The following is a 20,971-nucleotide window of genomic DNA, read 5'->3' as shown; positions in this document are numbered from 1 at the left end:
AATTTCTCGTTTTTATACCTTGACCTTGAAGTATACTTCAAGGTTTATCCTTGATGTATTACAACATGTTGGAGGTAAGATCGATGAGAATTTTGGAATGGATTTTGGTCATTGTGACGGTTATTAGCGCAGTAGTCATATTGATGGCTCCCAAACGTCGGGCAGTGAAAGTGGGTACGTTGTCGGCATTGGCACTGGTTATTCTATTGCATGGGGGAATCGATCGTTTTCGTGTGCAGCTGTTGCCCACCTATATCGTAGCCCTTGTTTTACTGATTGTATTGGCGATTCAACTGTGGAAGTCCGGACGCAATATGCAGAACATACAAAAACCGAAACGTCGTTCGTGGTTCAAAACCATCTTGGCATCTATTCTGGTGCTGGCTCTCAGTGCAGGTTCAATGGTGCTAACGTCGCTTTTCCCTGCATTCACGATGCCTGAACCGACAGGTCCATTCGCCATAGGCACCTATTCGCAGCAGTTAACGGATGAATCTCGGGAAGAGACCAAGACGGCTGAAGCGGGTGATAAGCGAGAACTTATGATTAATGTCTGGTATCCTGTAGATCAGGAAACAGCCAAAGGATTACCGCTAGAGCATTATCCTGCCGAGTTGGGAGAGGCGATCAGTCTCGTATTTGGCATTCCACCGGTGGTGTTCAGTTATCTTGATACGATTCCCACGCATGTGGTCAAAGGCGCTGAGGTGTCTGCCGCACAGAGCAAGTATCCAGTATTGCTGTTTTCACCTGGAATACGCTCTGCACGCTTTCAAAGTATGACCGCGATTGAGGAACTGGTAAGCCACGGCTACATTGTTGTTGGGATCGACCATCCGTATACCTCAGCTCAAGTGACATTCCCGGATGGACATGTTGCTTCTTATGAGCCGGATCCTGAAGATCTAACGTCAGAGGAAGTGTATCAACATAATATAGAAGGTGTTGGCATTCGTGCAGCTGACGCAAGCTTTGTACTGGATACGCTCACCCAGTGGAATAAACATGATCCGAATCAACTGCTCGAAGGCAAGCTTGATCTGGATCATGTCGGTATCTTTGGTCACTCTTATGGTGGTGCGACAACAGCGGAAGCACTAGCGCAGGATAGCCGTTTCAAAGCAGGACTCAGTTTGGAAGGCGGATTCTGGGGGAGCGTATCCACTACAGCCTTGAAACAGCCGTTTATGTATATCATGTCAGGTGGAACAGCCAAAAGTTTTGACCCGAACGCCACTGCCAAGGATAAAGTGTTTTATCCCGAGTTTGAAACGGATTTGGATCGGGTGATGACAAGCAGTCTCAATGATACGTATTACTTGACCGTGGATCATTTCTTCCATCAGAGTTTCACGGATATTCCGTTAATTTCACCTAAACTGTTTGCCAAAGGCATAACACCAGAGCATAATGTGGACATTACAAGATCATATACATTGGCCTTCTTTGACCGTTACTTGAAGGGAGAAGAGCAGCAGCCTTTGCTGGAAGGGTCGTCAGACCGTTTTCCCGAGGCCACTTATGATAACAAGTATACCAAGCTGCGGAGCAATCAGGCGGAATAACGCGGAGATGGATGGAGGAGTAGCATGAAAACCATGACAAGAGGAGAGTTAGCCAAACGTACGGGTGTGAGCATGGCAACGCTCCGGTATTACGAGGACAGTGGAATTCTGCCTGCTCCCCGTCGTTCGTCCAACGGATATCGTGTGTATACCGAGGATTATCTGGTTAAGGTCAAATTCATTAAGGATGCTCAATCGCTGGGTTATTCTTTAAAAGAAATACAGGATACGTTACAGCTGCTTAGTCAAGAGGACATGGAGAGTGAAGCACTTAAAACACTTGTACGTGACCGAATAGAAGAGATTCAGTCGCATATCGATAACCTGCAGCAGATGCAGACACTTCTTGCCGGGTTGCTCCTGACGCCAGAGCATGATATTCACAATTACATTGAATCTTTCCGGATCAACAAGGAGGATGGCAATTCATAAGATAACCCTGTAACCAATAAACACCTTCATAGATCATCCCTGACGCGTTTGGCGTGAGAGATATCTTTGAAGGTGTCTTTTATGTTTCCGGCTCTTCATAACGATTCAAGCAATTCAAAACAGGCCTGCTTCGCGCAGGAAATGGTGCACAATTTCTGTCTGGTATTTGATCCGGTCTGATCGGTTCAGACTCCAGCAGGTCTCCACGGTAACCGAACGGGCTTGAAGCAGGCGAGCTGCGGCTGTTCGTGCTGAACCGGGCAACTCGTGTTGCTTCAGATTGAAGTGCCTGTCACGAATGGGAATCGACCGATTCATTCGCCCTATAATTCGTTTGCATAACGGAACAGCCTTGCTGCCCGGATTGGTAATCAGAGTTTGTCCTAGTACCCGTGAGCTGCGTTGGGATAATCCATTGGCTTCATGCAGGTCCAGCCACCAGGTAGGTCCATATTGACGAGCAAGCCGAAAGACAGCGGAAGCAAGCGGATGTTTGGCTTTGCCAGAAATATGCCGCGGGAAGGTGCGATTTAAATCAGGTTTTCCTCGGCTGTTGTTTCGATAAGCCTTCTGATTCACTCGTGGAATAATAATGAGGAGTCCACGAGCCACGTGTCGACGCCCTGCCATGCAGTCATTAGCCAGCTTCTGCGCAGCGGCCATGCTCGCGGTTTCATTTCCGTGAACTCCCGATGTAATCATGATAACGGGTCCGGGCTTCGTGCCTCGAACGAGGTAATAGGGAGTGGCGTGTGCACTGGATGCAGCAAGTGTGTGTTTGGTAACAAGCATGACACTTCACCTCCGCTATTACAGTACGTTATGTCCTTCCCGCATGTAACGGCATTTGAACAGGCCCTGATCCAGTTCTGAATAAAATAGGCCAGTCAGTACACTCGATGAATAATATCCTCGAAATCCGGTTCTTTCATCTCGACATCCTCAATCTCGCCCCATTGTTCGAGCTGTTTCAGAATGTCCATTGTGCTCCATTCTTTTCGGTTTACTTCAATAATGACGATCTGGCCCTCTGTCCCTGTAATTTGAATGGCGGATGATATAACATCCGGGATTTGATACGAACCGCGATACGTAACTCGAATAATCGTTGGCAGACCGATGGTTTCGCGCAGAGAGGGGATGGAGCCATCATACGTAAGTTGACCGTGATTGATCACCATCACCCGACTGCATAGCTGCTCAATGTCGTCCATGTCATGAGTGGTCAGCAAAATCGTTTTGCCAAACTCTTCATTTAACGTACGAAGAAATTGACGTATGTTCCGCTTTGCGTTCACATCCAGTCCAATCGTCGGCTCATCGAGAAAAAGCAATTCCGGGTCATGCAGCATGGAAGCTGCCAGGTCGGCACGCATTCGCTGTCCAAGCGAGAGCTTGCGGACAGGCGTAGCCCAGAACGATTCCAAATCCAGCAGCTCGGCGAACTGGGCCAATCGTTTCGTTTTGTCCTCGGCACGGACTCCGTACATTTCGGCCAAAATATCATACGAATCCTTCACGGGCAGATCCCACCAGAGCTGGCTGCGCTGTCCGAACACAACACCGAGGCGTCCAACCGTGCGACGTCTTTCCTGGTGTGGATTCATACCACCGAGCAACACCTCACCCGAGGTCGGATGAAGGATACCCGTCAGCATTTTGATCGTGGTGGATTTTCCAGCCCCATTGGGGCCGATATATCCAACAAATTCTCCTTTGCCAATATCAAAGCTAATGTCTCGAACCGCTTCCTTGGACAGATACTCACGAGAAAACAAGGTTCGAAGCCCGGAGAACCGGCCCTCGCGTACCACAGGGGTTTTGAATTCCTTTTGCAGATGCCTCGCTGTAATCATAGTCATGACGATACTCTCCTCCTTAGCTACCTGTACTTTGATATTTGGTTAAACCGAATTTCCAGAAACGCAGACTTGCGGCCAGACTCAGGACGGCTACAACGATAATGGCACCAAGAACCCACGCACCTAGTTCGCCGCGAAGCAGATAGAGTGACGGAACATAGTTGACGAAACCCACCGGGATTACGGTCAGCAGAATGCCAGACATCCATTTGGGATACAACGTCAGCGGATATTGGGCAGCCGTACGCGCCGCATCCTCGGTAATGGTCTGCAATTCCTCAATGCGTGTGGTCCAGAATCCAAGCGTTGCCGTGGCAAGACCAATCGAAAAAAGAATGATGGCACCGGTTAGGATGACGAGCAGAGAGAAGGGGATGACAGTCCAACCGATCTGTCCGCTATGCATCATGCCTGCCAGAGACCAACAGAGAATAAAACCGCCTTGTAACACTTCACCAGCCATGATGCGGAAGTTTTGTGGCAGTAAGGCCAGCAATACGGGCATAGGACGGGTTAACAGTTGATCGAGTTCGCCGCCGACCAGATACTTTTCCAGATGATGCACTTCGTTGCCAAACGTTCGATACAGTGTCTTGGATAGGGTCATGATCGCGAAGAGGTAACCAATTTCATGAAGGGACCAGCCTTTAATGGCTCCGAATTTGTGCAGCACCAGAGCAACCATCAGAAACTCGGAGATTTGAATCAATGCGGCCAGAACGGAGGCTATGACAAAATTGAACTTGTATTGCATCCGACTGCGGATGCTTGTTCGAATGAGCATTTTATATAAAGTGAGCCAGGAAGTTGTTTTCATCCGCCCTGCACCTCCACTTTACGGCGCAATACCTGAGTGATCGCCAGACAGACGAATGTCATGAGGACGCACCAAATCAAGGTTCCCCATAACAAGGAGCCATTTTCATAACCCAGATAGATTCGGGTCGGGACATAGAGAAGGAAAGGATAGGGAGATAACCAGGCAATTCGTTCAAGCCAGTCTGGCAGCCATTCCAGCGGAATGAAGAAACCAGCAAGCAGATTCATCATGGCGTGATTGCCCCAATGCAGCCAGGAGGACTCCGTAGTCCACATCGCGGTGGCGCCAATAATGTAATTCATACAGATGGATAAATAGGATGCGCCGGCAAGACCAATTGCGGCAAATAGCAGGGTTGAAGCTTCTGAGGGCCATTGCAGAGAAAATACGATGGAGAAGAGCAAGTAAATCGGAATGCTTTTGTACACGAACTGGTAGGCAATCTGCCCCCATTCACGTGCCATCAGGTGGGTGAACAGATGAACCGGCCTCATGAGATCAAGCGCGATCTGCCCTGTCCTGACCGTGAGTGGAATACCAAGTCCATTGGTGAGAAAACCCGAGATCCAGAGAGAGGATTGCGTAAACGCAATGTAACTGATCATCCCCTGTGTCCCGTATTCTCCGAGAGAATGATCGGCCCCGATGCCAATCCAGAGACAGGCATACATGTAACCGAACATGGCGCTTGCCAGGTTATGTACCATGTGGGCCCCGCGGTATTGCAGGTTCCGGGAGTAGGCTTTGGAAGCCAGAGTGAAATAAAGCATGTGACACCTCCGATAAGTTGGTTGAACGGCGGTTCCGTTCACTTCAGTCAAGGCGAAAAAGAGAGAAGGACAACAGCATACCAATATATTCCTTCACAGGCAAGACATTTTTTTGGCATATACCGGAAGAAATGAGGCTGTTCAACAATGCGCCACAAGACAGTGGTTTGTCCGTTCCTTTATAATTGGGGGGCAAAGACGCAAACGTTTACAATATGAACTATTCAAATTTTAAATAATCCGCCGGGCATGTGCCTGACGATTGAGGATACAGCTTCAACAATCCGGCAAGAGAGAAGGTTGGAATGAGTAAAATTGCATGGGTCACGGACAGTACGAGCACACTCGATCCGCTATTTGCAGAGCAGAATCATGTGTACATCGTACCTCTTCGGATCGTTTTTGGAGAGGAATGTTATCGGGAGACAGAAGACATCTCGTCGGAATTATTCTATGAGAAACTTGATGGGGCTTCACGCGCAAGCAGCTCACAGCCGCCGATTGGTGAATTTATTGAACTGTATGAGTCGTTGAAAGGTAAGTACGATGAGATCATTACCATTCATTGCTCCACTGCGCTTAGCGGTACGCTGCACACATCGATGCAGGCTGCCGAAATCGCAGGTGTGACGGTTACCGCCATTGATTCCAGAGCAGGGGCTTATCCGCTGCGGGAGATGATTTTGCAAGGATTGGAATGGCAGAAGCAAGGCCAGACAGCATCCGAAATCAAACTTCACATCGAACAGATGATTAATAACATGTCCTTTTACCTTATTCCAGCCAGTCTTCAGCATCTACACCGCAGTGGGCGTGTGTCGGGGACCCAGCTTATTCTTAGCCAATTGTTGAAAATTCATCTGCTGCTTCGATTCGAAGAGGGCAAAGTGGTTGTGAATGAGAAAATTCGTACGTTCAAACGGGCCAAACAGCGCATGCTGGATGTGCTCAAGGTGGACATGGGGAAAGTGAAGCATGTATGTATCATGCATGCGAACAATCAGGAAGAAGCCGTTACAATCAAACAGCAGATTGCAGATTTGCTTCCCCGCTTGAAGACGGAAATTATGCCTTTTATCCCTGTGGTCGGAATTCATGCAGGTGCGGGCACGATTGGACTGTGCTGGATACGAAGCGAGACGGTATAAGGTTGTAAATGAGACCTGGCAGGAGGTTCACTTTGTTACATGAAGTGGCGAACCTGCCGGGTTTTTCGTATTTCATTGCCAATTGATGCAAACTGTGAGGTAATAAAGGAAAACGTTCAAGTTGGAGGGAATCTCGTGTCAAGTTATCGCTTGCTGCTTGTTGAAGATGATCGCTCAATTAGTGAAATGGTCGGTCCTTATTTGGAAAAAGAGGGCTATGACGTCTCTTATGCATATGACGGACTGGAGGCGGAACGTCAATTCAGCCAATCACCGTCAGAATATGACTTGGTCATTCTCGATCTGATGCTGCCACACAAAAATGGGATGGAAGTGCTCCAGACCATCCGTGCCACCAGTCTGGTGCCAGTGCTCATCCTGTCTGCTAAGGACGGAGAGGTGGACAAAGCCCTCGGCCTGGGATTCGGCGCTGATGATTACTTGAGCAAACCATTCTCGCTGATCGAGCTGACCGCTCGGATCAAGGCGGCTATTCGTCGTGCCAACTATACCGCACAGCCTGCAACGGAAACTACTCCAAAGGCAATGCGCATTCACATTGGCGGACTTGTGGTTGATACGGAAACGTATGAGGTTGAGCGTGATGGCATACCTGTAAAGCTTACTTCCAAGGAATTTGGTATTCTCAAAATGTTTATCACCCACCCTGGCAAAGTATTTACCAAGGCTCAAATCTACGCTTCTGTCTGGAATGATCATTATTATGGCGACGAAAATATCATTAATGTTCATATGCGTCGTCTGCGCGAGAAGCTGGAAGTTGACCCCTCCAACCCCCGGTATATTAAAACATTGTGGGGTATCGGCTATAAGCTGGAGGTGGACCCGGCGTGACGTTGATCTTGGCCTTTTCTACCGGGATATTGGCTCTTATCGTCATTCTATTAAGCGTAAGGCTGCATAAACGTAGTACCCATCTAACTTACATACATGAGAAATTGACCTCTATTATACATAAGAACACATTTGAACGCCTGCTCGTCTTTAACAGTGACCCCCAGATAAGCCAGCTCCTTAAGGACATGAATCAGTTACTGGATCATGCACATCGGGCTGAGGCGGGTTATGCCAATCAGGAGAAGGAGATGCGCAACATGCTCTCCAATATCTCACATGATCTGAAGACGCCGCTTACGGTTGTGCTTGGTTATAGTGAAACGCTGCTGCATAGCACTTCCCTAACCGATCAGGAACGCGTAATCATGACTGCCAAAATCCAGGATAAAGCGCAGGAGGTGCTGCGTCTGATTCATTCCTTTTTTGACCTGGCGAAGCTGGAGTCGGGGGATAACGAGCTTACTCTGACCAGGGTCAATATAAGCGAATTGTGTCGCTTGAAGATGATCTCTTTTTATGACATGTTAACGAATCTAGGTCTGCAAGTGGAGCTGTCCATTCCGGAAAGCGATGTCTTCGTGAAAGGCAATGAGGAAGCACTGGACCGTGTGCTGGATAATCTGATCACCAATGCCATGAAATATGGAGCAGATGGCAAGGTACTTGGCCTTTCACTCGACTATTCAATTGGCGAACAAGTGACACTTAGCATCTGGGATCGGGGTAAGGGCATTCCTGAACAAGAGCACAGTCGTGTATTTGAACGCATGTATACGCTGGAGGATTCACGTAATCGTCTCTATCAGGGCAGTGGTCTGGGGCTGACCATTACGAAGCGACTTGTGGAGCGAATGGGCGGAAGTATTGAGCTCCACAGCGTACCTTTTGTACGAACAGTATTTTTGGTTTCATTAAAACCTTGTTAGGTGCAATTTATAGCTTTCACGATAAGCTTAAGGTTTTTGTAAGATTTGATTAATAAAAAAGAAGACTTTTCTCTTTACAATACAGATATAAGAACCCGTCAGGGACGAACGTAAAGGAGAATTAAAGAACATGACATATATCGCGCGGACCATAGGTGTGACCAAGACGTATGCAGGGGCAGAGGTTGTATCGAACGTCAATATGAGTATCAAGCAAGGGGAGATTTATGGGTTTCTTGGTCCGAATGGAGCGGGGAAAACAACGATGATGAAGATGCTCACCAACCTCGTGAAGCCGACTGTAGGCGAGATTGAATTGTTTGGAGAAAAGCTCACGCCTACTTCTTATGAATTGCTGAAACGAATGGGCAGCATCATTGAATATCCTTTTTTCTACGATAATCTGTCCGCCAAGGAAAATCTGGATCTCCATTGTGAATACATGGGGTTTCATAACAAAAAGGTCATTAACGACATGATGGAAAATGTAGGTCTCAAGGATACTGGCAAGAAGCCTGTTCGTGACTTTTCTCTGGGGATGAAACAGCGTCTAGGCATCGCTCGTGCGCTGATCACAACACCGGAACTGCTCATTCTGGATGAACCGATTAACGGGCTCGATCCCGTAGGCATCAAGGAGATGCGCGATTTGTTCAAACGTCTCAGCTCCCAGTATCGTATTACCTTGCTGATCTCCAGCCATATTCTTGGGGAAATCGAGCAGGTTGCAGACACCGTTGGGGTCATTCGAAATGGGCGTCTGGTTGAAGAAGTATCCATGGACAGCATTCGTGGGAGCCACAGCGAGTACATTGAGCTGCAAACGTTGGACCCACGTAAAGCGACCTATGTGATGGAACATCAATTGGGGTTGAAAAATTATAAATTGATCGATGACCATACTGTACGCATCTATGATCCGGGCATTGCTCCATCGGAATTGACAGGCAAGCTGATCGGGCATGGCGTTGAGATTGAATCCATTTTCAAACGGGCACATTCATTGGAAGAACACTTCATGAGCTTAATGAAGGGGGATGGGGACGTTGCTTAAACTGATCCAGCTGGAACTGCGCAAACATCGGTTTGCCCGAAATTTCAGAACGGTAGGTATCGCCAATCTCGCCCTTATCCTGTTTCTCATCTTGATTGGATTCACCGATCAGGGGGCAGAAGATTACGCTTTTGCCGATTACCACGTCTCCTTCATGTTAATAGATACGTTTGCTAGAGCTGTATTTATCATCTTTGGCGGTGCGCTGATCGCGAAACTGATTATTAGTGAGTATCGAAATAAAACGATGAACGTCATGTTTACCTATCCGATCAAGCGCCAGAAAATCATTGCTGCCAAGCTGATTATTATCTTTGTTTTTACCTTTGTGATGATTTTGTTTACCGATCTGCTGATGGGAGCCTTGCTGGTTATTACAAACCAATTCTACTCCTTCATTCCCGATACGTTGACGATAAGTGATGCACTGGTACTGTTGCTGAAGTACACCATTAGTTCCTTGTCCGCTGCGGGGATGGCTCTGATCCCTCTATTCTTCGGGATGCGCAAACATTCGGTCACGACCACACTGGTATCATCCATTCTGCTTGTACTTGTGGTGTGTTCCGGATTTAATGGACCTTCTGTGTCAATTAACTCTATCGTCTTCATTCCATTAACACTGGGGGCGATCGGACTGTGGATTGCTTCGCTGTCCATGATTCGTCTGGAGACAAAAGATGTGAACTGATTCCTTTGGAAACCATACTCCGTATGGCTTCACATGCCATTGACATCTGCTCGTACAAGGGATAGGATAATGTCAACTGAAGGACGAAGGAGAATGCAACTACCATGACGATTCCAAAAACATTAACAATCGCTGGTTCGGATACGAGCGGCGGTGCCGGGATTCAAGCAGATTTGAAAACTTTTCAGGAGCTTGGTGTGTATGGCATGACTGTGCTTACTACTGTTGTGGCTATGGAGCCTGATACGTGGGATCACCAGGTCTTTCCTGTGGAATTAAATGTAGTCGAGGCTCAACTGCGCACCGTTCTGGATGGCATCGGTTTTGATGCAATGAAGACGGGTATGCTGGGTTCTGTAGACATCATTGAATTGGTTGCGAAGCACATCCGCCGGAGCGGACTGCCACAGATCGTTATCGATCCGGTAATGGTCTGCAAAGGTACGGACGAAGTGCTGCAACCTGAGAATACAGAAGCAATGATCGAATTCCTGTTGCCGGGTGCTGATCTGGTTACCCCGAACCTGTTTGAGGCTTCACAGCTCGCGAAAAGTGGGCTAATCCGCTCCAAGGAGCAGATGGAGTCTGCAGCAGCTGTCATTCACGATCATGGGGCGAAACACGTCCTGATCAAGGACAGAGGCGTTATTAACCCGGGTAAAGCGATGGATCTTCTCTATGACGGAACGAACTACGAATGGTTTGAAGCCGATGTTGTTGGCTCCGGATATACACATGGTGCAGGCTGCACCACATCTGCGGCAATTACCGCAGGTTTGGCGCGCGGTCTTACCGTGAAAGAGGCTGTTCGTGAAGGCAAAGCCTTCGTGACCAAAGCGATTGCTGGTGGATTCCCGCTGAACCGCTTTGTTGGCCCAACGCTGCATGTAGCACACCGACTGGAGAAGTAAAACTGAGCGGTGCGCACGTGTAGTGTGTAATCGCGGAGAAAAACGTGGTTTCAGCCGGAAGTAGCTGTCAATGAGCAGAAGGTTGCTCGTTGACGGCTTCTTTTTTGTGCAAAAACGTATGGGATTTAGTAACTTTTGGTATATATTAATCGTATATAAGATGGAGTTCATTCCAGAACATGGCTGGACACACGGACGACACACGGAATCGTTATGTTAACAACAGAATGCTAAAAGGAGAGTCGGCCATGGTCAGAACAGTGCTTCTGGTGGAAGACGAAAGCCGCATTCGTGAGATTGTGGCCGATTATTTCATAAAAGAACAATGGAACGTTATTGAAGCAGAACATGGGGTAGAGGCGCTGGAATTGCTGGCACTGCATGAAGTGGATCTGGTCATTCTAGATGTGCTGATGCCGGAAATGGATGGATGGACCCTCTGTGGGCATATTCGTTCCCAGTCGACCGTACCTATTATAATGCTGACTGCCCGATCCGAAGATGATGACAAGATTCATGGCTTCCAGCTCGGCGTGGATGATTATGTTACGAAGCCATTCAGTCCTCGTGTACTGGTTGCACGTGCAGAGACATTAATGAAGCGAGTAGAGGGTGCCGTTAGCAAGGAGCAGAGTGTGATCCGGTTTGGATGTGCCACAATTGATCCATGGGCGCGGCGGCTTGAGAAGGATGGAATTGAAGTGGAGCTTGCTCCCAAAGAATATGACCTTTTGCTGTATTTAACTCGCAATCAGGGAATTGTACTGTCCCGTGATGCCATACTTAATCGGGTATGGGGATATGACTTTGAGGGCGATTCGCGTGTGGTGGATACCCATATCAAAAAGCTTCGCAGCAAACTTGGGGATGAAGCCAAGTGTATCCGAACGGTTATCGGTACCGGTTATCGATTCGAGGCCGAGGCATGAGACGTAACGGTGTAACGATGAAACTGTTTCTGGTCATGGCTGGATTTCTGCTTCTTCTATATGGAACAACCGTGATTGCCCAACTGGTCTGGTTCCCGGACTTTTACCAACATCAGAAAATCAGCAGCATTAAGAAAAAATTAACAAAATTCGAACAACAATATTCCACGGGACATTGGAACGATGTGCAGCTGGCCAAGGAAACCGGAAAGTTCATGCGGCAGAATCAGTCGCATCTGGTCATCCTGACGAATACAGGTAAACTGGTCAATGACCCATTCCACATCGTGCTTCTGCAAGAGGATGGCAAGCAGGTGAATATATCTTTGTCGTTGTTTATCAACAGTGAGAACGCAGGATGGCTTGCTTCACACTTGAAATATGGTCAGCAATTGACCGTTACAGGCTCAGCAAGTGGAATGAATGATCCTATGGTTTATCCGCTGAAGATAAAGGATCAGAGCTCCGTGGTCAGCGGAACGGAAGATTTTCAGGAGTTAACGGAGCCGGTAGAAGAATGGTCAGGAACATTGAAGGACGTTGTTCTTCCCAACCTGGGGACATGGAGCCAGAGACAGGGTCTGCTCGTGCAGGCGCTGGATAGCCGCTTCCCGCTGTCTACGGAAGATCAGCTCAGTCTCGCCAACGGAAAAATGATTAATGAGGAATGGACCGATAGCTGGAGTGGTGTACGAAATGTGCTTACGATTGCTCCGGTGCACAGCTCGGGACCCCAGCAACAGCTCATTTTTTCCCTGACGTCCCTGCAGGAGATGAGGGAGGCGAGTGAAGCTACACAACTATTTTATGCGTATTTTGGTATTGCTGCATTTGTGCTGATTGTTTTCCTTTCACTGCTTCTGTCCCGAATTGTCACCAAGCCATTGCTTGCCCTGAACCATGTTGCCAAAAAGATGTCGACCCTTGATTTCACAGTGAAATCGCCCATCCGCCGCAATGACGAGATTGGCAGTCTGTCCAATAGTCTTAACGCGCTGTCGACAACATTGGGTCAGACTTTGGAAGAACTAAGGCAGGCGAACAGTCAGATGCGCACCGATATGGAGATGAAGCAGCGGATTGAACAGCGTCAACGGGAGTTTTTTGCCGATGCATCCCATGAGCTCAAAACGCCTATCAGCATCATCAAAGGGTACTCCGAAGGGTTGAAAGATGGAGTCAGTGAGAGCAAACGTGAGCGTTACATCGAGATCATTGCCGATGAAGCGGTCAAAATGGAAACGATAGTCGAAGAGATGCTGGATCTGGTACGGTTGGAATCCCAAGCGATTAAGCTGAACACCGGTGCGGTAGCTCTTGGAGATATGATTGAAGATATTGCCGGACGTCTGGGTCCACAACTGAAGGAAAAGGAACTGGAGGTTGTACTGGTCTCCACCACAGAGCAGACCGTTGAGGGAGACCGCAGCAAGTTAGAGCAAGTCTTCTACAATATGATGATGAATGCTATACGTCATGCCGTTCCTAAGACCGATATTATGATTGAGATCAGCAGGCCGGAAGGGCAGGTTCGAATCTCCATCGAGAATCAGGGTGAGCAGATTTCGGAAGCGGAGCGGCAGTACATCTGGGAAAGATTCTACCGCGTGGAACGCTCGCGTAATCGCAAAATGGGGGGGACCGGGCTCGGCCTGGCCATCGCGAAGCAGATTCTCGATTTGCATGGATGCAGTTATGGCGTGGAGAACACGCCGGACGGAGTCCGTTTTTATATTATTTTTCCTAATGCTTAGTACGAAGGGGAGTCAAGTCTATGAAATCTTTACCGTCCATTCTAACGTTGGGCAACTTAACTTCAGGCATGCTAGCTGTCATTATGGCTATTCATGGTGAGTTTGCGCTGGCCGTGACGATGATCTGGGTAGCCATGTTCTTTGATCTGTTTGACGGGTTTGCAGCCCGCAAGCTGCATTGCGAGGGGGAATTCGGCAAAGCGCTGGATTCATTGGCTGATGTTGTTTCGTTCGGGACCGCACCTGTGTTGATCCTATATTTGAACTCCATGAATGAGGTAAGTACACTGGGTATGGCGCTGACAGCATTATTCCCGGTTTGTGGTGCATTGCGTCTTGCCCGTTACAATTGCCAGAAGACAGCAAGCCATGGTTTTGTGGGCATGCCGATTACGTTTGCAGGCGGTCTTATGTCCTTTTTCGCGCTCTGGAGTCCTTATTTTACTCATGGTGTAGCCTATCTTGTCATTATCGTATTATCCGGTCTAATGGTTAGCCAAATCCGATTCCCGTCTCTAAAACAAGTGCTAGCCCCCCATGAGAAGGATATTGTGGAACCGAAATAAGGAGCGAGTCAGTATGGAATTTGCAAGAGAATTTATTGGTCAATATGGTTATTTCGCAATTTACGGACTGCTGGCTCTTGGCGTGATTGGCATGCCTATTCCGGATGAGGTGATGATGACCTTTGTCGGTTATCTCGCCTCCATCTCGGTGCTGAATTATTCGGTGTCCATTGTTGTCAGTTTTGGTGGGGCGTTTACTGGAGGACTTCTGAGTTACACAATCGGCAAGAAGGCCGGCCGGCCACTGGTTGAGAAGTATGGTAAATGGGTCGGAGTCAACGCCAAACGGCTGGGCAGGGTGGAGTCCTGGTTTTTGAAATACGGGTACTGGTCCATCATACTGGGCTACTTCATTCCAGGCATTCGTCATCTGATGTGCTGCTTCTCCGGAATCAGCCGTATGGCTATAGGACGATACGTCCTTTTCTCCAGCATTGGGGCATTTATATGGTGTGTTGTCTTTATATCGATTGGTTTTTACGTAGGTGTGTTAACTTAAAATGGGACAGCCTGTTACGAACAGGTGAGGATAAAGACCTCTTGTACATGGAGTGGTCTTTTTTTGTTTGTGTTTAATGAATTCCCTTGAAAAATGAAAAGCCCACCGTGATATTGCTACGGCGAGCCGATACATAAATTATGATTCACCCATTCAAATGGGATTCCTCAATGCCTTTTTCAACCTGTGGCTCCCCTTTTTTGCGTGCAAAGGTGATTTTGAGTAAAGGTGGCGTAACCAGGGTTGTAACGATAACCATGATGACCACACTGGTGAAGTACTCAGGGTCGAGTAATCCGGAAGCAAGTCCAGTGGAAGCAATAATGAGAGCAACTTCCCCTCGGGAAATCATGCCTGCACCGATGGCGAGGGAGGATGAGCGATCAAATCCGGTCAGACGCGCACCTGCTCCTCCGCCCAGCAGCTTGGTTACAATGGCGATGAGACTGATGACGATAATGAACCAGATCTGTGAGCCCACGCCGTCAAAAGTCACGTTCAAACCGATGCTTACAAAGAATACCGGAACAAAAATCCCGTACGCGATCGGTTCAAGTTTCGTTTCGACCTCATGTTTGAAGTTCGTTTGAGAGATGGCGATACCTGCCGCAAAAGCCCCGATAATGCCTGCAACACCCATCCATTCCGCAAAGTACGAAAAGCCAAAACAGATGATTAATCCGGCTGTAATAACGGTCTCCGTGACCTTCAGCGGTGCCATCCACTTCATGATCCGTGGAACAAGGAACCAGCTGGCAGCGATAATGACAACAAAGAATAACAGCTTTTTGCCAATGAGCAGAGGGATTGAAGTATCGGTTGCCCCTGTTCCGAGCAAACTCATCATGACAGCGAGGATGACAACAACCAGTACATCATCGACGACAGCGGCTCCAAGAATCGTTGTACCCTCACGAGAGCTGAGCTGATTCATGTCTTTTAACGTTTGAACCGAAATGCTGACCGAAGTGGCACAGAACAATAGTCCAAAGAACAAAGCGTGTGTCTGCGACATGCCGAACGCAGCGGCAGCGCCATAACCTCCGATGAATGGCAGAATGATACCACCCACGGCAACCGCAAAGGCTGCCTTCCAATTTTTCTTCAATTGCTCCAGGTCCGTTTCGAGCCCAGCAATGAACATGAGTAGTAATACCCCAATTTCGGCCATATAGTGGATGAAATCATCCGGTTGAACCCAGCCGAGCAGGGCAGGTCCAAGAATAACACCGACGATCAATTTACCCAATACGGATGGCTGACCGAGTCTTACCGATAAATCCCCAGCCAACTTTGTGAAAATCAAAATAAGTGCAAGAACCAAAATAAATTCCATAGGTGTACTCCTCTCCAGCAGTAGCGTTTATAGGATTACCAGTCCAAGGGGGGATCATTCCAGGCCTCAGGAACAGAAAAAGGCATAAAACAGCGCTTGTAAAAGTGCCGCTTTATGCCTTAAAAAAAGACAAGGAGGGCCCTTGGTGACAGGCTCCTCCAGTTCAACGCGTATTTGATTAATTGCATTAATTATACCACAAATACAGGATGGGGTAAACCAGTGAAGGTGGGCTTTTAATGAAAATGGCCTTATGTGGGCATTTTAAGGGTACCTGACGAGCCTTTTTGTTCAGAGTGTTGTCACTTAACAGTCGAGAAATGGCAAGATATAATGAGATAGAACATAGAAGTTAGGATATGAGGAGGATTTTTCATTGGGCAAACAGGACAAAGGGGACCCGAACATTCAATCCAATCAGATTGCCCCGACCAGTAATAAAAACTTTGCAGGTCTTATTATTACCATTTCCATTATCGCCAATGTCATTATTTTATTGTTGTTCTTTGCTCCGTCCATCGGATACAAAGGCGATGTAGCCTTTGATATTACCGTGTTGCCACGGTTCAACGCCGTGTTCAACAGCTTCACCTTCATCTTTTTGCTTGCGGCCTTGATTGCCATTATCAAGCGGAATGTGAAATTGCACAAACGTTTCATTCTTGCTGCATTTTCAACAACCCTTTTATTTCTCGTTACGTATTTGTCGTTTCACTATCTGTCTCCAGAAACGTCTAAATACGGTGGAGAAGGCATTATTCGTTCCATCTATTTCTTCATTCTGATCACACACAGCATTTTGGCAGCCATTATTGTGCCGCTTGCTCTGTTCACTCTGGTATGGGGCTGGACGAATCAATTGAAGAAACACCGTAAAATTGCTCGCTGGACGATGCCAATCTGGCTCTACGTGAGTTCCACGGGTGTAGTTGTATATCTGATGATGGCACCCTACTATTAATAATTTCACATATCATGGGCATATCCGGCTCGCCTTGCGGGTAATGGTTTCATGGAAGGAGGATTCACGCTTATGTACAGAGTCGTATTGATTCGCCATGGACAGAGTATGTGGAACGTGGAGAACCGTTTTACCGGTTGGACGGATGTGGATCTGACGACCGATGGATACGGAGAAGCGCGTAAAGCGGGAAAGATCCTGAAGGAACAGGGTTTTGATTTTGATTATGCTTATGCTTCGGTACTCAAACGCTCCATTCGAACACTGGATATTGCACTTGATGAGATGGACCGGATGTGGATTCCGATCACGAAGACGTGGAAGCTGAACGAACGTCACTATGGTGCACTACAAGGACTGAACAAACAGCAGACTGCGCTGAAGTATGGCGAGGAGCAGGTGAAGGAGTGGAGACGCTCCGTTAGCGTATCTCCTCCACCACTAGACGATACAGATGAGCGTTATGTTCAGGATCAGGACAAGTATCAAAGGCTGGGCTGCACCATCCCGCGTACCGAGAATTTGATGGATACATCGAAGCGGGTGCTGGAGTATTGGAATGCAGAGATCAAACCGGTTGTGTCAGCGGGCAAAAGGGTACTCATCTCCGCGCACGGCAATACGCTCCGTTCACTCGTTATGCATCTGGATCAAATGTCCGAAGCAGACGTAATGGCGCTTAATATCCCAACAGGTATTCCCCTGGTCTATGAACTGGATGAAGATCTTCATCCGATCGGGCATTTCTACTTGACTGCGGATGGCTCCACGTACAAACATGAGGAAATGACTCATGTCGCACCACCGTCCGATTGACCGGACGATTGTTATGACCAAGCAGAGTTATACAGTAGTAACGATGAGTTCGATTTATACATCACGTTAGAAGAGGGCTCCTGAATTCTCAGGGGCCATTTTTTATCTGTAATAGCCATTCTCTAATTTTAGCGATCGCATCTGACGTTTCGTTTTTCTCCTACAGGGTAATCTCAAGCAAGACACGATGTACATTAATCCTGAAGGAGGAACAACACATGTCTAAAAAAAGTGGAATTATTGTAACAGCCATTGGAGCAGGCGTGACTTATTTGATGAGGAACAAACAAGCAAGGGATAAGCTGTTCAGTACGGTGTCAGGACTGATGAAAAGTTCAAGTTCATCTTCAAAACCGTCTTATGGAAGCAAAAAAGGTTCACGTGTGATTTAAAATAGATTTTGGCATAGAGTCAATTAGCATGAGAAGCCCGGAGCTGGTATGGTCCCGGGTTTTTGTGTGCGCTCATATGTCATATGCGATTTTTGCCAGCAAGAATGATACAATGGAAACTTGCAGAACGTATGAAAGGGGATGTACAACATATGAAGAAAAATCGTCTGGGTTCATCCGAACTCTTGGTTGGTGAAATTGGGCTAGGCTGTATGTCGCTTGGAACCGAAGTGAAACCTGCCGTAGCCTTGATTCATGAAGCATTGGATCGTGGCGTTAATCTTCTGGATACCGCTGACCTGTATGATGCAGGATTAAACGAAGAAATCGTGGGCCAGGCCATCCAGGGACGCCGGGATCAGGTCATTGTGGCAACCAAGGTTGGTAATCGTCGCATACCGGGAAAAGAAGGCTGGTCATGGGACCCGTCCAAAGCCTATATCAAACAGGCTGTACGAGACAGCCTGAAACGGCTGCAGGCAGATTATATCGATCTGTATCAACTGCATGGTGGCACTCTGGATGATCCAATTGAAGAGACGATCGAAGCCTTTGAGGAACTGAAGCAGGAAGGTCTTATCCGGTATTACGGCATATCCTCCATCCGGCCTAACGTGATTCGTGAATATGTGCAGAGAGCTTCCATTGTCAGCGTGATGAACCAATACAGCGTTGCGGATCGCCGGGCCGAAGAGAAAGTATTGCCTTTATTGGAGCAAAAGGGGATTAGCGTTATCGCTCGTGGACCTGTGGCAAGTGGGGTTCTCGCCGATTCTGGTGCTGCCAAGGCAGATAAGGGTTATCTGGATTATACAACTCAGGAGTTGCACACCATACGCGAAGGCCTGAGCCGGTTGGTTACAGACAATCGCAGCATGGCTCAAACGGCCATTCGTTATGCTTTGGCGCATCCCGCTGTTGCGGCTGTCGTGCCAGGTGCCAGTTCGAGAGAGCAGTTGTTGCATAATATCGCTGCTTCGGAATCTGCGCTACTTACGGCTGCGGAGATTAACGAATTACGGGAGCTCAGTCCCGCCAATCTGTACAAGCAGCACCGTTAAACGTTGGCAGCCTATTTTCAATTGTAACTATACGAGGTACAATGAAGGTCAACCATAAAGAATCAAATAAGGGAGAGAAGACATATGGAAAGAATTCAAAGTGAACAACAATATCGCGATACAATTAATTCTGACGGAATGACCGTCATTAAATTTGATACAACCTGGTGTCCGGATTGCAAAAACCTGGATCGCTTTATCGGGGACGTTATCGACCAGCATGCGGATAAAACCTTCTATGCCCTCGATGCAGAAGAGTTCCTGCCGTTTGCTGAAGAGAACGGTGTACGCGGCATTCCAAGCCTGCTCGTATTCCAGAACGGCAAGAAAATTGCACATCTGCACAGCAAATGGGCAAAAACGCCTGCTCAAATCTCGGAGTACCTGCAAACTTTGGAGTCCAAGGTATAACCATAATCAGTTCGTTTAGATTGCAGTAGTTATATGAAACGCCTCCTATCGCTGATAGGGGGTGTTTTTGCTGTGGGGGAGGGGTGTAAAGGCCGAAATGAAAATCCGCTTGTTGAAAAGGTTGTGTGAAATTAAAAATGGCAACCTGGTTCCGAAAGGAACAGGTCGCCATTGGCTTTTTTGTTACATGACTTGAAGATATGGTTACATCATTAAAATGATAAAGAATACAGCTGCCAGCACGAAGCGATAGACTGCAAAGACGGTCAGACTCAGTTTTTTCAAAATGGATAGGAACGTCTTAATGGCAAGCATGGCTACGATAAATGCGGCAATGAATCCAATTGCGAAGATCGGGAAATCGCTGGTATTCAGATGATCGATACTTTTGTATAGATCATATCCTGTGGCTCCAATCATGATCGGCACAGAGACCAAGAATGTAAATTCTGCTGCGGCAACTCGGCTTACCCCTGCGAACAGTCCACCGGAGATCGTCGAACCGGAACGGGAGAAGCCTGGCCATAATGCGAGAATCTGAAAAAGACCCACTACAAATGCCTGTTTATACGTAATATCGTCTACATCATGGGTTGTAATGCGCTCGCTGCGGTGGCTCCAACGTTCAGCGACAATCATCAGAATACCACCAATAACAAGACTGTACAGCACCGTTTGTGCTCCAAACAGATGCGCCTTGATCCAGTCCCGGAAAACAAGTCCAATGACTACGGCAGGAACCATCGCCAAAAAGATATGTATGAGGTTCAGGCGGGAGGTGTAGCTCCTTTTGCCTCCGGTGAAGCGGAACATATCAATGAATTTGTTCCAGTACAGCACAACGACAGCTAGCACAGCTCCGAGTTGCACAACCACCTCAAACGTTTTGACTGACTCGTTGTCCTCCGATAATCCCAGCAAGTGGGCAGTCAGAATCATGTGTCCGGTTGAGGACACGGGCAAAAACTCAGTCAAACCTTCGATGATGCCCATAATAATCGATGATATAAAGTCCAATTCTCTTCCTCCTTGAAATGCAGATGACAGCTTATAGGCTGTCCTGCGTGACAATGCCTGCTCATTAGAACAAGGCTATCATCTATTATGATCACAAATGCGCCCAACTTCAACTTATGCTCGCAATGAATTGTTTAAAACCATATTGACAAAAACCTAGTTATCCAATAGGATATACATTAACTGACTGAC

At 47.6% G+C, this 20,971-nt stretch carries 23 protein-coding genes; 17 read left to right on the top strand and 6 right to left on the bottom strand.

What is annotated here, in order from left to right; translation table 11 throughout:
* Positions 1-83: 83 nt before the first annotated feature.
* Complete coding sequence (locus tag gpAD87_RS22550) at positions 84-1,565, top strand: alpha/beta hydrolase family protein (protein ID WP_064640638.1); 1,482 nt, start codon at positions 84-86, stop codon at positions 1,563-1,565.
* Positions 1,566-1,589: 24 nt separating this feature from the next.
* A complete protein-coding gene (locus gpAD87_RS22545; RefSeq protein WP_063567097.1) occupies positions 1,590-1,997 on the top strand; it encodes a MerR family transcriptional regulator in 408 nt (135 codons plus the stop codon).
* A gap of 114 nt (positions 1,998-2,111) precedes the next feature.
* Here gpAD87_RS22545 and gpAD87_RS22540 read toward each other — a convergent pair whose 3' ends face one another.
* The 4 genes from gpAD87_RS22540 to gpAD87_RS22525 all read right to left on the bottom strand — a co-directional run bounded on the left by gpAD87_RS22540 (position 2,112) and on the right by gpAD87_RS22525 (position 5,449).
* Positions 2,112-2,789 (bottom strand): succinylglutamate desuccinylase/aspartoacylase family protein, encoded by a 678-nt coding sequence (locus gpAD87_RS22540; protein WP_064640637.1) that lies wholly within the window; start codon positions 2,787-2,789, stop codon positions 2,112-2,114.
* Positions 2,790-2,884: 95 nt separating this feature from the next.
* Positions 2,885-3,853, bottom strand: a complete 969-nt coding sequence (locus tag gpAD87_RS22535; protein ID WP_064641149.1) for an ABC transporter ATP-binding protein — start codon at positions 3,851-3,853, stop codon at positions 2,885-2,887.
* Between the two features lie 22 nt (positions 3,854-3,875).
* The gene (locus tag gpAD87_RS22530) at positions 3,876-4,676 is read right to left on the bottom strand and encodes an ABC transporter permease (RefSeq protein ID WP_064640636.1); all 801 of its coding nucleotides are present in this window, start codon (positions 4,674-4,676) and stop codon (positions 3,876-3,878) included.
* Positions 4,673-5,449, bottom strand: a complete 777-nt coding sequence (locus tag gpAD87_RS22525; RefSeq protein WP_024631448.1) for an ABC transporter permease — start codon at positions 5,447-5,449, stop codon at positions 4,673-4,675. The genes gpAD87_RS22530 and gpAD87_RS22525 overlap by 4 nt, the downstream gene beginning before the upstream one ends.
* A gap of 305 nt (positions 5,450-5,754) precedes the next feature.
* On the opposite strand from gpAD87_RS22525, the gene gpAD87_RS22520 reads away from it, so the two are divergent.
* From gpAD87_RS22520 to gpAD87_RS22475, 10 genes are all read left to right on the top strand, one after another.
* Positions 5,755-6,597 carry a DegV family protein gene (locus tag gpAD87_RS22520; RefSeq protein WP_064640635.1) on the top strand — a complete coding sequence of 281 codons (843 nt, stop codon included), beginning with the start codon at positions 5,755-5,757 and terminating at the stop codon, positions 6,595-6,597.
* Between the two features lie 186 nt (positions 6,598-6,783).
* Positions 6,784-7,452, top strand: a complete 669-nt coding sequence (locus gpAD87_RS22515; protein WP_064641147.1) for a response regulator transcription factor — start codon at positions 6,784-6,786, stop codon at positions 7,450-7,452.
* Positions 7,449-8,381, top strand: coding sequence for a sensor histidine kinase (locus gpAD87_RS22510; protein ID WP_082935228.1), 933 nt, complete (start codon positions 7,449-7,451; stop codon positions 8,379-8,381). Before gpAD87_RS22515 ends, gpAD87_RS22510 begins: the two co-directional genes overlap by 4 nt.
* 130 nt (positions 8,382-8,511) lie before the next feature.
* The gene (locus gpAD87_RS22505; RefSeq protein ID WP_064640634.1) at positions 8,512-9,435 is read left to right on the top strand and encodes an ABC transporter ATP-binding protein; all 924 of its coding nucleotides are present in this window, start codon (positions 8,512-8,514) and stop codon (positions 9,433-9,435) included.
* Complete coding sequence (locus tag gpAD87_RS22500) at positions 9,428-10,126, top strand: ABC transporter permease (protein ID WP_064640633.1); 699 nt, start codon at positions 9,428-9,430, stop codon at positions 10,124-10,126. The genes gpAD87_RS22505 and gpAD87_RS22500 overlap by 8 nt, the downstream gene beginning before the upstream one ends.
* 104 nt (positions 10,127-10,230) lie before the next feature.
* Entirely contained in the window at positions 10,231-11,037 is an 807-nt protein-coding gene (gene thiD / locus gpAD87_RS22495; protein WP_064640632.1) for a bifunctional hydroxymethylpyrimidine kinase/phosphomethylpyrimidine kinase, read from the top strand.
* Positions 11,038-11,285: 248 nt separating this feature from the next.
* Positions 11,286-11,966 (top strand): response regulator transcription factor, encoded by a 681-nt coding sequence (locus gpAD87_RS22490; RefSeq protein WP_064640631.1) that lies wholly within the window; start codon positions 11,286-11,288, stop codon positions 11,964-11,966.
* Positions 11,963-13,720, top strand: coding sequence for a sensor histidine kinase (locus gpAD87_RS22485; RefSeq protein ID WP_064640630.1), 1,758 nt, complete (start codon positions 11,963-11,965; stop codon positions 13,718-13,720). Before gpAD87_RS22490 ends, gpAD87_RS22485 begins: the two co-directional genes overlap by 4 nt.
* Before the next feature lie 20 nt (positions 13,721-13,740).
* Positions 13,741-14,286 carry a CDP-diacylglycerol--serine O-phosphatidyltransferase gene (pssA, locus tag gpAD87_RS22480; RefSeq protein WP_064640629.1) on the top strand — a complete coding sequence of 182 codons (546 nt, stop codon included), beginning with the start codon at positions 13,741-13,743 and terminating at the stop codon, positions 14,284-14,286.
* A 13-nt stretch (positions 14,287-14,299) separates the two neighbouring features.
* The gene (locus gpAD87_RS22475) at positions 14,300-14,785 is read left to right on the top strand and encodes a DedA family protein (RefSeq protein ID WP_063566540.1); all 486 of its coding nucleotides are present in this window, start codon (positions 14,300-14,302) and stop codon (positions 14,783-14,785) included.
* Positions 14,786-14,930: 145 nt separating this feature from the next.
* Here the strand turns inward: gpAD87_RS22475 and gpAD87_RS22470 are convergent, their stop codons facing one another.
* Positions 14,931-16,121: a cation:proton antiporter gene (locus tag gpAD87_RS22470; protein WP_064640628.1), complete on the bottom strand. Its 1,191-nt coding sequence runs from the start codon at positions 16,119-16,121 to the stop codon at positions 14,931-14,933.
* A gap of 376 nt (positions 16,122-16,497) precedes the next feature.
* On the opposite strand from gpAD87_RS22470, the gene gpAD87_RS22465 reads away from it, so the two are divergent.
* From gpAD87_RS22465 to gpAD87_RS22450, 5 genes are all read left to right on the top strand, one after another.
* The gene (locus gpAD87_RS22465; protein WP_170867957.1) at positions 16,498-17,082 is read left to right on the top strand and encodes a DUF420 domain-containing protein; all 585 of its coding nucleotides are present in this window, start codon (positions 16,498-16,500) and stop codon (positions 17,080-17,082) included.
* 72 nt (positions 17,083-17,154) lie between these two features.
* Entirely contained in the window at positions 17,155-17,898 is a 744-nt protein-coding gene (gene gpmA, locus gpAD87_RS22460; RefSeq protein ID WP_064640627.1) for a 2,3-diphosphoglycerate-dependent phosphoglycerate mutase, read from the top strand.
* Positions 17,899-18,116: 218 nt separating this feature from the next.
* Positions 18,117-18,290, top strand: coding sequence for a hypothetical protein (locus gpAD87_RS31935; protein ID WP_157258508.1), 174 nt, complete (start codon positions 18,117-18,119; stop codon positions 18,288-18,290).
* A gap of 152 nt (positions 18,291-18,442) precedes the next feature.
* Positions 18,443-19,351: an aldo/keto reductase gene (locus gpAD87_RS22455; protein WP_064640626.1), complete on the top strand. Its 909-nt coding sequence runs from the start codon at positions 18,443-18,445 to the stop codon at positions 19,349-19,351.
* Positions 19,352-19,435: 84 nt separating this feature from the next.
* On the top strand, positions 19,436-19,762 hold the full coding sequence (locus gpAD87_RS22450) for a thioredoxin family protein (RefSeq protein ID WP_063566544.1): 327 nt from the start codon (positions 19,436-19,438) through the stop codon (positions 19,760-19,762).
* A gap of 204 nt (positions 19,763-19,966) precedes the next feature.
* Here gpAD87_RS22450 and gpAD87_RS22445 read toward each other — a convergent pair whose 3' ends face one another.
* A complete protein-coding gene (locus gpAD87_RS22445) occupies positions 19,967-20,755 on the bottom strand; it encodes an undecaprenyl-diphosphate phosphatase (protein WP_064641143.1) in 789 nt (262 codons plus the stop codon).
* Positions 20,756-20,971 lie beyond the last annotated feature (216 nt).

The organism is Paenibacillus sp. AD87 (genome assembly GCF_001659845.1).
In the GTDB taxonomy this organism is placed as follows: domain Bacteria; phylum Bacillota; class Bacilli; order Paenibacillales; family Paenibacillaceae; genus Paenibacillus; species Paenibacillus marchantiae.
This window is presented reverse-complemented; position numbering and strand designations above follow the sequence as displayed.

Coding starts and splice junctions, on each gene's coding strand:
- gpAD87_RS22470 (WP_064640628.1), bottom strand. CDS start 16,121: ATGGAATTTATTTTGGTTCTTGCACTTATTTTGATTTTCACAAAGTTG.
- thiD (WP_064640632.1), top strand. CDS start 10,231: ATGACGATTCCAAAAACATTAACAATCGCTGGTTCGGATACGAGCGGC.
- gpAD87_RS22530 (WP_064640636.1), bottom strand. CDS start 4,676: ATGAAAACAACTTCCTGGCTCACTTTATATAAAATGCTCATTCGAACA.
- gpAD87_RS22445 (WP_064641143.1), bottom strand. CDS start 20,755: ATGGGCATCATCGAAGGTTTGACTGAGTTTTTGCCCGTGTCCTCAACC.
- gpAD87_RS22485 (WP_064640630.1), top strand. CDS start 11,963: ATGAGACGTAACGGTGTAACGATGAAACTGTTTCTGGTCATGGCTGGA.
- gpAD87_RS22550 (WP_064640638.1), top strand. CDS start 84: ATGAGAATTTTGGAATGGATTTTGGTCATTGTGACGGTTATTAGCGCA.
- gpAD87_RS22505 (WP_064640634.1), top strand. CDS start 8,512: ATGACATATATCGCGCGGACCATAGGTGTGACCAAGACGTATGCAGGG.
- gpAD87_RS22475 (WP_063566540.1), top strand. CDS start 14,300: ATGGAATTTGCAAGAGAATTTATTGGTCAATATGGTTATTTCGCAATT.
- gpAD87_RS22515 (WP_064641147.1), top strand. CDS start 6,784: ATGGTCGGTCCTTATTTGGAAAAAGAGGGCTATGACGTCTCTTATGCA.
- pssA (WP_064640629.1), top strand. CDS start 13,741: ATGAAATCTTTACCGTCCATTCTAACGTTGGGCAACTTAACTTCAGGC.
- gpAD87_RS31935 (WP_157258508.1), top strand. CDS start 18,117: ATGTCTAAAAAAAGTGGAATTATTGTAACAGCCATTGGAGCAGGCGTG.
- gpAD87_RS22455 (WP_064640626.1), top strand. CDS start 18,443: ATGAAGAAAAATCGTCTGGGTTCATCCGAACTCTTGGTTGGTGAAATT.
- gpAD87_RS22535 (WP_064641149.1), bottom strand. CDS start 3,853: ATGATTACAGCGAGGCATCTGCAAAAGGAATTCAAAACCCCTGTGGTA.
- gpAD87_RS22520 (WP_064640635.1), top strand. CDS start 5,755: ATGAGTAAAATTGCATGGGTCACGGACAGTACGAGCACACTCGATCCG.
- gpAD87_RS22540 (WP_064640637.1), bottom strand. CDS start 2,789: ATGCTTGTTACCAAACACACACTTGCTGCATCCAGTGCACACGCCACT.
- gpmA (WP_064640627.1), top strand. CDS start 17,155: ATGTACAGAGTCGTATTGATTCGCCATGGACAGAGTATGTGGAACGTG.
- gpAD87_RS22490 (WP_064640631.1), top strand. CDS start 11,286: ATGGTCAGAACAGTGCTTCTGGTGGAAGACGAAAGCCGCATTCGTGAG.
- gpAD87_RS22545 (WP_063567097.1), top strand. CDS start 1,590: ATGAAAACCATGACAAGAGGAGAGTTAGCCAAACGTACGGGTGTGAGC.
- gpAD87_RS22450 (WP_063566544.1), top strand. CDS start 19,436: ATGGAAAGAATTCAAAGTGAACAACAATATCGCGATACAATTAATTCT.
- gpAD87_RS22525 (WP_024631448.1), bottom strand. CDS start 5,449: ATGCTTTATTTCACTCTGGCTTCCAAAGCCTACTCCCGGAACCTGCAA.